This is a genomic window from Lysinibacillus sp. G1-3, assembly GCF_056322905.1.
In genome coordinates this window covers 1-13,455 of the sequence record NZ_JBWHYQ010000004.1, presented here as the reverse complement: position 1 = coordinate 13,455, position 13,455 = coordinate 1, and the positions used below count along the sequence as shown (strand labels likewise).

At 34.3% G+C, this 13,455-nt stretch carries 16 protein-coding genes and 1 riboswitch; of the genes, 5 read left to right on the top strand and 11 right to left on the bottom strand.

Annotated features, from left to right (window positions below; translation table 11 throughout):
- Positions 1 to 14: 14 nt before the first annotated feature.
- Positions 15 to 746, bottom strand: a complete 732-nt coding sequence (locus ACVYAD_RS04830; protein WP_476424958.1) for a GTP cyclohydrolase II — start codon at positions 744 to 746, stop codon at positions 15 to 17.
- A 272-nt stretch (positions 747 to 1,018) separates the two neighbouring features.
- Here ACVYAD_RS04830 and ACVYAD_RS04825 point away from each other — a divergent pair, with 272 nt between their 5' ends.
- From ACVYAD_RS04825 to ACVYAD_RS04810, 4 genes are all read left to right on the top strand, one after another.
- A complete protein-coding gene (locus ACVYAD_RS04825) occupies positions 1,019 to 1,654 on the top strand; it encodes a GntR family transcriptional regulator (RefSeq protein WP_349659574.1) in 636 nt (211 codons plus the stop codon).
- 283 nt (positions 1,655 to 1,937) lie between these two features.
- Positions 1,938 to 3,137, top strand: a complete 1,200-nt coding sequence (locus ACVYAD_RS04820; RefSeq protein WP_386829297.1) for a quaternary amine ABC transporter ATP-binding protein — start codon at positions 1,938 to 1,940, stop codon at positions 3,135 to 3,137.
- Positions 3,130 to 3,984 (top strand): ABC transporter permease, encoded by an 855-nt coding sequence (locus ACVYAD_RS04815; RefSeq protein WP_349659576.1) that lies wholly within the window; start codon positions 3,130 to 3,132, stop codon positions 3,982 to 3,984. The genes ACVYAD_RS04820 and ACVYAD_RS04815 overlap by 8 nt, the downstream gene beginning before the upstream one ends.
- A gap of 64 nt (positions 3,985 to 4,048) precedes the next feature.
- Complete coding sequence (locus tag ACVYAD_RS04810; protein ID WP_349659577.1) at positions 4,049 to 4,924, top strand: glycine betaine ABC transporter substrate-binding protein; 876 nt, start codon at positions 4,049 to 4,051, stop codon at positions 4,922 to 4,924.
- A 313-nt stretch (positions 4,925 to 5,237) separates the two neighbouring features.
- Here the strand turns inward: ACVYAD_RS04810 and ACVYAD_RS04805 are convergent, their stop codons facing one another.
- Both ACVYAD_RS04805 and ACVYAD_RS04800 read right to left on the bottom strand, forming a co-directional pair.
- Positions 5,238 to 5,552, bottom strand: coding sequence for a DMT family transporter (locus tag ACVYAD_RS04805; RefSeq protein ID WP_476424955.1), 315 nt, complete (start codon positions 5,550 to 5,552; stop codon positions 5,238 to 5,240).
- On the bottom strand, positions 5,552 to 5,893 hold the full coding sequence (locus ACVYAD_RS04800) for a DMT family transporter (RefSeq protein WP_349659578.1): 342 nt from the start codon (positions 5,891 to 5,893) through the stop codon (positions 5,552 to 5,554). The genes ACVYAD_RS04805 and ACVYAD_RS04800 overlap by 1 nt, the downstream gene beginning before the upstream one ends.
- A gap of 167 nt (positions 5,894 to 6,060) precedes the next feature.
- Positions 6,061 to 6,158: riboswitch (guanidine-I (ykkC/yxkD leader) on the bottom strand.
- Positions 6,159 to 6,298: 140 nt separating this feature from the next.
- Between ACVYAD_RS04800 and ACVYAD_RS04795 the strand changes: the two genes are divergently transcribed.
- The gene (locus tag ACVYAD_RS04795) at positions 6,299 to 6,772 is read left to right on the top strand and encodes a YbaK/EbsC family protein (RefSeq protein WP_476424953.1); all 474 of its coding nucleotides are present in this window, start codon (positions 6,299 to 6,301) and stop codon (positions 6,770 to 6,772) included.
- 258 nt (positions 6,773 to 7,030) lie between these two features.
- Here ACVYAD_RS04795 and ACVYAD_RS04790 read toward each other — a convergent pair whose 3' ends face one another.
- The 8 genes from ACVYAD_RS04790 to ACVYAD_RS04755 form a co-directional block, all read right to left on the bottom strand.
- On the bottom strand, positions 7,031 to 7,519 hold the full coding sequence (locus ACVYAD_RS04790; RefSeq protein ID WP_476424951.1) for a hypothetical protein: 489 nt from the start codon (positions 7,517 to 7,519) through the stop codon (positions 7,031 to 7,033).
- A 301-nt stretch (positions 7,520 to 7,820) separates the two neighbouring features.
- Positions 7,821 to 8,030 carry a DUF3923 family protein gene (locus tag ACVYAD_RS04785; RefSeq protein ID WP_387080326.1) on the bottom strand — a complete coding sequence of 70 codons (210 nt, stop codon included), beginning with the start codon at positions 8,028 to 8,030 and terminating at the stop codon, positions 7,821 to 7,823.
- A gap of 1,050 nt (positions 8,031 to 9,080) precedes the next feature.
- Complete coding sequence (locus ACVYAD_RS04780; protein WP_476424949.1) at positions 9,081 to 9,707, bottom strand: response regulator transcription factor; 627 nt, start codon at positions 9,705 to 9,707, stop codon at positions 9,081 to 9,083.
- On the bottom strand, positions 9,673 to 11,901 hold the full coding sequence (locus ACVYAD_RS04775) for a sensor histidine kinase (protein ID WP_476424947.1): 2,229 nt from the start codon (positions 11,899 to 11,901) through the stop codon (positions 9,673 to 9,675). Before ACVYAD_RS04775 ends, ACVYAD_RS04780 begins: the two co-directional genes overlap by 35 nt.
- A 62-nt stretch (positions 11,902 to 11,963) precedes the next feature.
- Positions 11,964 to 12,128: a competence pheromone ComX gene (gene comX, locus ACVYAD_RS04770; RefSeq protein WP_476424945.1), complete on the bottom strand. Its 165-nt coding sequence runs from the start codon at positions 12,126 to 12,128 to the stop codon at positions 11,964 to 11,966.
- 842 nt (positions 12,129 to 12,970) lie between these two features.
- A complete protein-coding gene (locus ACVYAD_RS04765) occupies positions 12,971 to 13,099 on the bottom strand; it encodes a class III lanthipeptide (RefSeq protein ID WP_476424943.1) in 129 nt (42 codons plus the stop codon).
- 45 nt (positions 13,100 to 13,144) lie between these two features.
- Positions 13,145 to 13,273: a class III lanthipeptide gene (locus tag ACVYAD_RS04760; RefSeq protein WP_476424943.1), complete on the bottom strand. Its 129-nt coding sequence runs from the start codon at positions 13,271 to 13,273 to the stop codon at positions 13,145 to 13,147.
- A 45-nt stretch (positions 13,274 to 13,318) separates the two neighbouring features.
- Positions 13,319 to 13,447, bottom strand: a complete 129-nt coding sequence (locus ACVYAD_RS04755) for a class III lanthipeptide (protein WP_476424943.1) — start codon at positions 13,445 to 13,447, stop codon at positions 13,319 to 13,321.
- Between the last annotated feature and the right edge of the window lie 8 nt (positions 13,448 to 13,455).

Genomic DNA, 13,455 nt, shown 5'->3' with positions numbered 1-13,455 from the left:
CGTCATTCCTCCATTCACTTCTCTTCGCGCAAATGTCCAGATTTCTCTACTTTCGTGTCTAAATAAAAACGATTTGTTTCCGTTAATCCTCCCCATAATGGGACATGTCCTTCTGCTGCTAAACCATGCGCCTGTAACGCGGCAAGCTTCTTCGGATTATTGGTAATTAGTGTAACTGGCTTTGAGCGGAGTGCAGCTAACACAGTAATAGCTTCTTCATAAGAACGAGTATCGTCCGGGAAGCCAAGAGCATGGTTTGCTTCAACCGTATCTAACCCCTCTTCTTGTAATAAATAAGCGAGCGATTTCGAGAATAGCCCGATACCACGACCTTCATGATCTGCTAAATAGAAAATAGCACCGCAGCCATGTTCCACGATCATTTTCATCGATTCGTGTAATTGATAGCCACAATCACAGCGCTGGCTTCCAAAAATATCACCTGTATGACAAATGCTATGCATACGAATTAAAGCATTCTCTGCATGTGCAAAATCTCCATAAACAAGCACTGATGACTGCTGTAAAAAAGCTAAATTTGCAGATGCTAATCCATCAATGATTTCTTCTTTCGACTGATTCTCTCCCACTTTTAACCAATTATACCACTGAAATGTCGCAGAAAATCCACCCTGTTTTACCGGTAATTTTACTGGACCAACTAGGCAAATACTTTCAGATTCAGATTGTTTCACGATCGTCATTTTGTCTTTCACTATGTCCAAAACTTTAGTAGTAATTGTCATATTTTCTCCAACCTTCTATTGTTAAACAGCTAGTTCATTTACTAACTGAGCACTTGTATTTTCACAACACTTACATTACGTAACTTAGTTTACATTAATAACTAACAACTGTCAAACTACATCTCCTATTCTATTTAAAAAAATTAAGTAGAAACAAAAACTGCTACATTACGTTGTAATCATATACTAATAGCTTATGGAGGTGCTATTTTTTCTGTGCAGGCTAGTCTATAATAAGCTGTGGTAACTGTAATGACGAAAGGAAGTTAAGAATGCAATTTGAAAAAAATGTTCAGGTGAAGCAGCCAAAATACCAACAAATAGCTGTCGACCTAGCCTCAAAAATCGTGGAAAGAAAATATAGAATTGGCGATAAAATTTACGCAAGATCGTCTTTAGCTAGCCAATATAATGTCTCTTCGGAAACTGCTAGAAGAGCGATTGCCGTTTTGCAAGACTTGGAAATTGTGGAGGCGACTAAAGGTAGTGGGGTTATTATCATCTCCTATGAAAAGGCTGCATCTTTTGTCCGACAATTCCAGGATGTTCAATCTGTCCATGAACTACAACATGAGCTTATGACTAGCATTCAGAAGCAACACCAAGAATTAATAAATCTACAGGATAAGACTAAACAACTTATTAGTCGAACTGAACATTTCCGATCCGTCAATCCATTTATCCCATATCAATTAGAGATGACAGCTGAAAGCCCTTGTATCCACCAAACAGTTCAGGAATTGAATTTTTGGCAAAATACATCTAGCACGATTGTCGGAATTCGTCGTAAAAATGAATTATTACTATCACCTGGTCCATATGTGTCATTGGAAGAAGGAGATATCGTTTACTTTATAGGTAATGATGAAAGTTTCGCTCGAGTTCAGAGCTTTTTATACCCAAATTAAAATCCGCTTAAACGCTGATATAACAGCGTTTAAGCGGATTTTTTCTATTTTGTCGATTTGACAAAAGTAACAACTCTTTGTTAGGGTTAGGTTGTTACTTGTTTATATTTGGGTATCATTATCCTCAAATAGTATTTATCTTCATTCAGTGGGTGTCCAAACGCCTACTGTACTAGAAGAACTAAGCCTTAAGAATGTCACGTACCGTGGCAAATTATCTGTGCGTAAGTGAAGCAAGCCATTTACGCCAAGGCGAAATTGATCTACGAAAGGAATGGTTCTATTGGAAAAAATAAAAGTGGAGCATGTTTCTAAAGTTTTCGGGAAACATATTCCCCAAGCATTAGAACTCGTCAAGCAACAAAAAAGCAAGACTGATATCTTAAAAGAAACAGGGGCAACTGTTGGTGTATACGATGCAAGTTTCACAGTAAATGAAGGTGAAATCTTCGTTATTATGGGACTATCAGGGAGTGGAAAGTCAACGCTTATCCGACTTTTAAATCGACTTATCGAGCCTACAAGTGGAAATATTTTTATCGATGGAGATAATATTTCTAAAATGGGTAAAGAGAGTTTACGAAATGTAAGAAGAAATAAAATGAGTATGGTCTTTCAAAACTTCGGTTTATTCCCCCATCGTACACTTCTTCAAAACACTGAATATGGCCTTGAAATTAGAGGCGTCTCAAAAGAAGAACGACAAGCGAAAGCAGAGCAGGCTCTCGAAAATGCAGGCTTACTTGCTTATAAAGACCAATATCCGAATCAATTATCAGGTGGTATGCAACAGCGTGTTGGATTAGCACGTGCACTAGCAAACGACCCTGAAATATTACTAATGGATGAGGCCTTTTCTGCACTCGATCCATTAATTCGTAAAGAAATGCAAGATGAGTTACTCGATTTACAAAGCACAGTGAAAAAAACAATTATATTTATCACGCACGATTTAAATGAAGCATTACGTATTGGTGATCGTATCGCTATTATGAAAGATGGCTCAATCATTCAAATTGGTACTGGAGAAGAAATTTTAACAAATCCCGCAAATGATTATGTTAAAACCTTCGTAGAAGACGTCGATCGCTCTAAAGTATTAACAGCTGAAAATGCCATGGTTCGACCTGTATATGTCAATGTAGATGTAGATGGACCGACCGTTGCACTTAAACGAATGCGCGAAGAAACGGTTAGTTTACTAATGGCTGTTGACAAAAATCGACATTTAAAAGGCTTTATTACTGCTGACGACGCACGGGCTGCAGCTAAAAGACAAGAACAAACAGTACATTCAATTGTTCAATCCGAAATATTGAATGTTCCACCAGATATGCTTTTACAGGATATTTTAGGCATGATTCATAATTCACCAACTCCTATTGCAGTTGTAAAAGATGAGCGCTTACTCGGTGTTCTCATCCGGGGCGTTGTCATCGAAGCACTTTCGACTAGCGATGAGGAGGTAGATGCAGATGAATAATTTTTTAGACAATATCCCAGCTATACCCGTAGGAACGTGGGTAGAATCAGTTATGGACTGGTTGACGAGTAATTTTTCACTGTTTTTTAACTTGATTCAAAAAAATGGAAAACTACTCATGAATCAGGTCACTGATTTATTAGTTAGCATTCCCCCGATTATTCTTATTTTACTTGTAGTCATTTTTGCCTTTTTCGTTACCGGCAAAAAATTCGGGCTCGCAACGTTTTCATTAATTGGTTTGTTATTTATCTATAATCAAGGTTTATGGACACAACTTATGGAAACGACTACGCTCGTGCTCTTCTCAAGTATCATCTCAATCATTTTAGGTATTCCACTTGGCATTTTAATGTCCAAGTCAACAGTAGCTGAAAATGTGATTAAGCCGATACTCGATTTCATGCAAACAATGCCTGGCTTCGTGTACTTGATTCCTGCCGTTGCCTTCTTTGGTATCGGAATAGTACCTGGCGTATTTGCATCCGTTATTTTTGCCTTACCACCTACTGTACGTATGACGAACCTAGGAATTCGCCAAGTACCAAAAGAATTGGTAGAAGCTGCAGATTCATATGGTAGTACCTCAAGACAAAAACTATTTAAAGTTGAAATACCTCTTGCCAAATCAACTATAATGGCAGGGATTAACCAAACTGTTATGCTATCTCTTTCTATGGTTGTAACTGCTTCAATGATTGGTGCACCTGGTCTAGGACGCGAAGTATTAACAGCACTACAACGTACACAGGTCGGAAATGGCTTCGTTGCAGGTCTAGGTCTTGTTATTTTTGCCATTGTTATAGACCGCTTAACGCAAAGCTTTAATAAGAAGAAAACCGTATAGAAAAACAAGGAATTTATTAGCGACTTTTTGTAGTTTGACTATTAATATATGAAAGGAAGATTCGATGAAACTGAAAACTTTAACTAAATTAGGAATGGCTTTAGGGCTTGGCTTTTTGCTAGCTGCATGTAGTGGTGATGATTCAAGTAAGAGCGATGGTAACTCAAAGGACGTCAATCTAGCCTACGTTGAATGGGATACAGAAATTGCTTCCACTAATGTGGTTGGGCAGGTACTAGAGGATTTAGGTTACAATGTAACATTAACACCACTCGATAATGCAATTATGTGGGAGGCTGTTTCAAAAGGTGACGCAGATGGTATGGTTGCTGCTTGGTTACCAAATACTCATGGAGAACAGTACAAAAAATATAAGAATGATCTTGATGAACTAGGCGAAAACCTTGCTGGTGCAAAAATAGGTCTAGTAGTGCCAAGCTATATGGACGTTAATTCGATTGAAGATTTAAAAAATCAAGCAGATCACACAATTACGGGTATCGAGCCTGGTGCAGGAATTACTGCTGCTACAGAAAAAGCTTTAGATGAATATGATAACTTAGCAGATTGGAATCTAATAACATCTTCATCTGGTGCTATGACAACTTCTCTTGCTAAAGCAATTAAAAATAAGGAAGACATCATCGTGACTGGCTGGTCTCCTCACTGGAAATTCGCTAAATATGACCTTAAATATTTAGAAGATCCAAAAGAAATTTTTGGTGGAGAAGAAACAATTAATACTTTCGCTCGTAAAGGGTTAAAAGAAGATAACCCCGATGTATATTCTGTACTAGATAACTTCCATTGGACTTCAGAAGACTTAGAGAGCGTTATGCTTGAAGTTATGGATGGCAAAGACCCAAAACAAGCTGCTAAAGATTGGGTTGAAGCTAATCCAGACAAAGTTGCTGAATGGACGAAGGATGTAAAAAAATAATTTTTAAAAACGGACGGACAACTGACGAAAGGTTGTCTGTCTTTTTTTAAAAGTTTATCTCATCTTATTTGAAGAACATTAAGGCTACTCTATAGAAATCTTTCCCCGTAAAGAACAGAATACGAATAATTAACACCTATAAAATAAATTTTAACGCCTACCTAATTATCCTTATTTTAACAAATAATACATAATATTTAAACACTTATTATTTCTTTTTAAATCATTAGCCAATTTTCGTCGTTAAGTAGGATAAAAAGAGCCACTCCACAACAATTAAACCGATGCACAGGGTGACTATTTAATCCATTAACTAAGATAATAATTTCAAAGAAATCGCTGCCCCTAAAACAAGCGTAATGCAAACAATACGTCTCCAATCCTTAGATTCATTGAAAAATAACATACCGAGTATTGCACCACCCGCCGCTCCAATTCCTGTCCAAATGGCATATGCTGTTCCCATTGGCAATGTTTCCATCGCATAGGCAAGACCAGCAAAGCTCAAGGTAAAAACTAAAATTAATATCACTAAATTTTTAATACTTTTAGTATCATTATATTTACTAATCATATAAACACCCAGCATCTCACATAGCCCCGCAACTACTAATGCCATCCACGCCATTATTCATTCACCTCTTTCTCTTTAGGCTCCCCGGTCACAAGCTTTAAACCGACGACCCCTGCAAGTAAAACGACGATACATAAAATTTTAGCTAATTTCCATGGTTCTCCGAACAGTAAGCTATCTGCACACACAGTGCCCGCTGTCCCCAAGCCTACGAATACTGCATAAACTGTACCGACCGGTAAGCTTTCACCAGCCTTAATTAGTAAATAAAAGCTAATAAAAATTGCAATAGCAGTACCAATCCATTCAAATACACTTCCTGCATGCTTCAAACCTATAACCCAGCCAACTTCAAAAAAAGCAGCAATTACGACACTTAACCATTGTTTGTTCATTGCGAATTCCTCCATTTTATTGTTAAACACGGCTGTTGAGCAATTTTCTGACCTAACTGATTACTTCTTCAGGATACCCAATCACTTCACGCTCTCTACCCCTGAACTAAACTCCTTTCCCTCAGTAGCCAAATAAAAAAAGCCTAAGAAACACTGTTGTAAACAGTATCTCCCAGGCTTTTATCCTTCCGTGTCACAAAATCAATTTTGTGGTTTTCTCTCGGACCAGACTAGCATTTGCTACGGAACCCTAGAAAACTTTCATATTTGATTGTGCTATTAGTATAGCAAATTATTCAGTCATTTTCTACTGATACATAACAAAGGTTAATCAGTAAGATAAACAACGATGTATTCAGAAAATTATGTTAAAATAAAAAGTATTATTGTAAGGAGGTTTTACATATGGCAATTGAAAAAGTACGTAAGCATTTAGCACAATGGAATGCGGAACACAAAATACAGGAGCTAAACGAAAGCTCGGCGACTGTTGAACTGGCAGCACAGGCACTCGGGTGCGAGCCAGAACGCATTGCGAAATCCTTATCGTTTCTCGTAAACGATGGAGCGATATTAATTGTTGCTGCAGGCGATGCCAAAGTCGACAATGCAAAATATAAAGCTGTCTTTGGTACAAAGGCAAAGATGCTTGGGAAAGATGAAGTACTCGAAAAGATCGGACATGATGTAGGTGGTGTGTGTCCTTTTGGCGTGAATGAGGGCGTTGCTATTTATTTAGATGAATCACTCAAACGCTTCACAACAGTATTCCCTGCATGTGGTAGCAGTAACTCAGCCATTGAACTTACTAATTCTGAATTAGAAGCCTATACTCCATATCAAGAATGGGTTGATGTTTGCAAAGGCTGGAATGAGTAACAGGGCATAAAATCGGTGAAACTTGATAGAAAGTCTCACCGATTTTATGTAAAGTGCATTTGGAGTGATATTTCATTTATCAAAATTCAGCTCTACACCAGGAGAAGTCATCTGTAAAGGAGGCTTCTCCTGGTGTAGAGCTGATGAACAAAAAGTTTCAACATATATTGCTTATTCATTACGATTTTAAAAAACGTTCCAAATGGAAGTTTGGAAATACATCAAAAAGCCACGAATTTGGGAGTGTATTAAGGAAGATTATGTATTACCTACAATATCTTCTGGTCCCCATATTGCTAAACTATCATTAGGACAAGCAACTACTTCCCAATGCACATCATCTATAGATGTACTACTAACGCCTACTTGCCAACTTTCATGCTTATCATCTTGTCCCCATATAAAAAGAACCTCACCTGTTTCAAATGTTAATGATAAATGAGGACTTTCAATAGCTAAGGAAACATCTACTATTTGTTTTAATCTTAATTCGCAAATTATTTTCAAGGATTCAATCAAATCCATTTCAGGTAATTCATTTAATGAAGGAATATTTTTCGGCATCGATTTAAATAAACAAATTGGACTGTCGATATTAATGTAAATTTGACCATCTATTCGCTTTGAATTATTTTCACTCTCTGAAAGAAGTAACCTCAATCCATAAAAGTTAAGTCCCTCTATTCTTGTTCCTTCACATAAAAAATGTAACGTTCGTAAACCAGCAGTTCTTTCTGCATTATTCATATTTAATACCCCTTATCTTTCAAGTATATAAACTTATTCATCTATCCTCCCATACCATCGCGAATGGTGAAGGGTATCCCGAAAAACTAGTTAGCATCAATTGACAAGCTATAAAGATAAAAATGGAAGAACTTGAATTCACTCGGCATAACAAATCTTATTGAAAAGGGAAAAAACGAGCAGGAGGGCTACTCGGGATGTGGAATCTAAAAAAATAGACGTTCCCACAAAAAAATAACTGGAGTGTGGCTAAAATCTTGACGTGTGTCCAGGTTTTTAAGTGAACTATAATATTCTACATTTAATATTTCAGGTTTTTAACAAAAAATAACCATATTAATTGAATAAACATAATAATTACGAATAAAATTCCTACAATTATGAAAGTTATAGTTTTAATTTCAGGAGTTTGGACTACTCCAGCTCCATCAACTTCTCTTAAACCAATAATTATTGCACCTAATGCAAAAATAACCAGCCAAAAAAAATTGGCAAACCACCATAATTTCATCTTATTCCCCTCTTTCTTTAAAACGCTTTATAACAAGGTAATAAAATTAAAAAAGCATCCATTTAAGTGAAGAAAAATAAAAAACCTATAATTATTTACCGGTATAAGGAAATTCTAACATTTTGTAATTATTCTCTCCATACACCTAGAGTCTGAAATAAAATCAGTCTTAGGTCTTATTACTTTCTTAAATTAATCTGTGCTTTAATTAGATTCAAACAACAACTTTGAAACAACTTAAATATAAAGGTACTCTATTGGCAAAAGGCTTAAAATTCTTCATACAAAATGTTTTGTTACCTTAACTGTCAAAATTCTGACGCTGGCCCTAAATGAGAGATTTGTCAAAAATAAGCTTTTTTTTAGTGGAAATGACTTCATTTTCAATTTACCGTTCACGGATCCTCGCTAATTTCGATTTTCCACTGGGTAGATTCTGCCGAATGTAATTTGATTTTTGGAGCTATATAATCCTCGTTGTTGGTGATTTGCAACGCATCGTTTTTATTGTATTGTTGCAAATGAAATAGCCCGGTTACCAGCATTTGCTGTAGGTCATTACTGAGAACTTCTGGTTTAATTGCCGGTTCATCTGGTGTACGAGTGCTGTTGTTGTAGCTCGATATTGTTTGGCATTTTAGCAGTTTTTATCGATGCCAAAAGTAAACGATTGGGCCTTTTAATGGGTATGCTTCTTTCAGCAGAAAATCATCCAGAGCTTTTAAAACGGACAGGAGATTAATGTAAAATAATCCAGTTACTTCGGGAGCGGAAAGAATATTAGTTAATTAGGGATCGTTGCATAGTGATTCTTCTAACGGGGTATCTTGTAGCACGGAATAAAGAGGGACATTCTGTAGCAAACCTACTATCTTTTCTTTCATCTATTTCTAACATATATTCCCCCACACTCACTCTCTTTCATTCTATTCTAGGGGACACATGTATTTAGAAGTAGATTATATATATTGATTTTTGTTTAGAATTCAATAAAAAAGAAACTAGTGTCTGATACAAATAAGTAAACACTAGTTCCGTAGTATCTGCTAATTATAGTAATTTTTTTTCTTTAACAAACTCAATAGCTTGAATTCTTGAGGAAACACCAAATAATGTAAAAAGTTGTGATAAATAGCGTTCAACAGTACGTTGGGTGATATCAAGTTTTTCGGCTATCATCTTATTTGTATAACCTTCTAGCAGCAAGGTCATAAGTTGTTTTTCTTTATTTGTAAGTTGTAGATTATCATGCTTATGTTGCATTTTACTTTTAAGGTAATCTATAAAATCGATAGATAAAACTAAGTCTCCCTGTACAAGTGAACGAATTGTTTTTATAACCTTTTCCTGTGAGGCGGTTTTAGATAAAATTCCGTCAACTTTTTTTTCCACAATTAATGGATAGTAAGATTGAATATCATTACCTGTATATAAAATGATGAGGGCCTTTTCATGCGCTTCTTTAATATCTGCTGCTAGTGAAAGCCCATCTTGCACAGCCATATTGACGTCGACTAAAAATACATCAAAATGTTTGTTTTCCATTTTGGCCAGTACGTTTTGAGGGTTACTTTCGGACTCGATCACCAAATCATCTTGTCCCTGGAATAATGCTTTAGATCCTGCTAAAACGATAGGGTGGTCATCTATTATTAATACTGAAATCAAATACCTCACTTCTCTCAATGATTTTAATTTGAATATATATGCCTTCATTCATATCAGAATCAATCGTAATTTGCCCATTATAAGCTCCTACTCTTTCTCGAATACCCTGTAATCCCATTGATTCACCATGCCAGATTTCTGATAAATTACAACCGATACCGTTATCACGATATACTAGTTCAAATCCGTCATCTAGTTCTTGAAGATAGAGTTCTACAGTTTCAGCTTGTGAATGCTTTAGTGCGTTATTTAATAGTTCCTGCACAATACGATAAATGATTAAAGTTAATTGTTCATCCTCTAAATACAGTCGATCAAGTCTCGTTGTTAGTGTAAAATCAGCTCGACTTGTTGTCTGCTCGAAAAGTCTTTCAAGCGCAGCATTTAACCCTACTTTTGTTAATAATGGGGGTTTTAATGTTTCACAATAGGTCCTTAAACTATTAATCGATAGAATCATTTGTTCATGTAGATTTTTTAGTTTTGATTTAATAGCTAAAAGATCTTTTTCATATATCAGTCTATCTACTTGTCTAACGATATATAAATGCTCCTGTAAAACAGTATCATGTAATTCTTGTGCTAACTGAAATTTTTCATTCTCTACTCTTAACCAAACCATTTTTTTGAGCCAAGTTGGTTCACTTATACCTGTCTGTTGTAGTTGATGTAGCTCATCTACTAATTCTTCAATTATTTTTGTACTTTCAATAAAACTATGTGTATAAGTTAGTAATAACTCTAACCACAATAATTCCTCTGCTTTTAAGCGAATCTTATGCTCATGGTTAATAATTAGACACCTTTTAAAGTGAGTATCTTCGTGAATTAGCGCCATATATACATGGTCTTTTTTTACGATTTCGCCAGGACGTAGTCTTTGAAAAGTTGATTCATCTTCTATTAAAAAAAGATGGTCGTTTGATGAGATAATTTGCCCAGTTGCATAGTCATACGTGATAATAGACACTTCATTTACTTCTAAATGATATGCCACTTTTTCTATTAGCAACTGCAACATTTCCTCTACACGATAAGTTTTTCCGAGTTCTTCAATAGTCTTATACAGCTTATGAATGTAATTTCCTTTAGAAGAGAATAAAATTTTACGCCCGTGGTAATCAATTTTTTCTTTCATGTATAAGAAAATAATGATTGAAGCTAGTAGAAACAGAGTTATCCCGAAAAGATTAGCTAATGATATATCCGTGATTGAATAGATACCTAAAATTACCCAACACGTAAAAAAAAGTGATAGGATAAAATAATAACGAAAACGTGAAATATGATAAACAATATCAAATAAACGCTCAGTTATTTGTATAAAAATAATATTGAAAGGAATTAATAATAAGAATAAAGCACAAATATCAGCATTAAGAATAAAATCCTTAAATAATACTTCAGGTAACACAAAAAGTGTAAGGAATGGTAAGAACGGAGTAATTAAACCTATAAAAAATATTTTTAACGGTGTTAATTTATATTTGATATAGCTATAGGCTAAAACGAATACTGAAATTGAAAGTAAAAATATAAATAGAACAAGAATTATAAGTGGACTGATGGAACCAAATGGTGGATAGAAAAATCTTATTACACATAAAAATATAGAAAATAAAGGGAATATATATAAAAATTGAGTATTTTTAATAAAAGGCCACTTAATATCTAAAAATAAAAAAATTTTTTTAAGAAAATTTAGCAACAAAATTACGCAAAGGAGTAAACAACTACTATTTACAAAAATACTGATGTTATCTAATTTTGCAGAAGCGCCACTACTTATATATGCTAAAGAAACCGTAAGAATAAAAGTGATTAGAAAGTTTACATGTGGGACATATTTTTTATAATAGTACAAATAGAATGAGATACACAATATTAATAAGAAGTAAATACCCGGAAATACAAATAGCATATAAAATTGTTGTGGGATATCTTTATGTTGAATATCAATATTTAATATGGAATCATCAGATTTTTGAATAGATAATGCTGTTGCTTCTCGAATGTATGGATCATATTGTATACGTGATATATCCTGTATAGATTTTCCATCTACTGTTAATATAATGTCCCCAATAAAAACTTGTTCATTTCTTGCCCACTCTTCATAATTTATAGATTTAATTTTCCACTGTTGATCTTGTTCTTCAATTCCAATACTCAAAAATGGAGCGGAATAAGAAACTGATAACATATATAATCCTAAAATCATATATAGAGAGATCAAAAGCCAAAACGATCTACGTTTTATATAGATCATTGCCAGTATGGAGAAATTGTTTTTACATCTATTTCTTCCTCAAAAGCCTCTAATATAGCATGTGTTTCTGCTTCGGTAACCCCTACCAAAGAAACTTTTTCCTCTTTTAGTAATTCTAGAACAGTAACATTCTCTTGTAAGAATTGAATTATTTTAATCATTATTTTTCCCCATTTCATTAATTTTTTATAAACTTTAGTTGCTGTAAAAAAACACTTCATCAGCACAAAAAATATTTTTCTGTATTTTCTGAATTTAAAGCCTAATATTATTGAATTACGAAAATAGGAGAGCTACACTCTTGAGATTTTAAGGATTTGAAGTAGACTTTTTAGTTTACCTCCAACATTTCTCCGGAGAAAAAATTGTAAATGTATTACTTCAGTATTTCCCTCTCCATAATGATAAGTTTATATTTATGTTACCATAAATATAAAAATATTTACAATATTTCCATAAATTAATTTATTAACTAGATTGATTTAAAGAACTTTTTTAACTTCTATCTGGATATTTTTGAAACGTCAGTGAAATTATTAGGAGGATACAACATGCATGCATACAGCTATCCTTGTCCACACGTCTTTGTATGATTGCGCTTTCAAATCTATCGTGCTTTCTTTGATTTCACTATTTCTTTCTGATCAAACTTATTAGGTAGAAATGGCCGTTTTCTATATTCATCCTAATCCATATTTAGTTCTAATTGAACTTATATCCTTTGTTTTTTTCAAACGACTTTCTTGTTATATTTCCGTTATTCCGCACTAACTTTAAGAGGTGACTATTAATAAATATATACGCTGACAGTAATTGCTATATTCCATTTGTTTTCTTGTCTGGTGGATTAAACGGATGTAAAATATATATTAAGTAAATATAAAACGGCAGTATCAATACTCCTTTATAAGAAAAATACTGTAGATAAACTCGAAATTTTTCGAGTTTGTCTACAGTAATAAAGGGGAATTACTTTTCACCCATAATATACTTAATACTTTCATTAATTGCCACAGAAGTATAAACTAATAGTACTGATGTTATCACAGCCTAAGCTCACTGATGATTTCCCTTTTAGTAATACAACTTCTTTATCAAGTGCAGTGTGCTGTAATGATAATAACTTTTTCATGTATTTCACCTCCTTCCAGAGTGAGAAATTTCAATCCATGTTATATTAGTTGCCGCAGAAGTATAAACTAATAGTACTGATATTATCACAGCCTAAGCTCACTGATGATTTTCCTTTTAGTAAGACAACTTCTTTATCAAGTGCAGTATGCTGTAATGATAGTAACTTTTTCATGTATTTCACCTCCCGCCAGAGTGAGAAATATTCAATCCGGTTACATTAATTGCCACAGAAGTATAAACTAATAGTACTGATATTATCACAGCCTAAGCTCACTGATGATTTCCCTTTTAGTAAGACAACTTCTTTATCAAGTGCAGTGTGCTGTAATGATAGTAACTTTTTCATGTATTTCA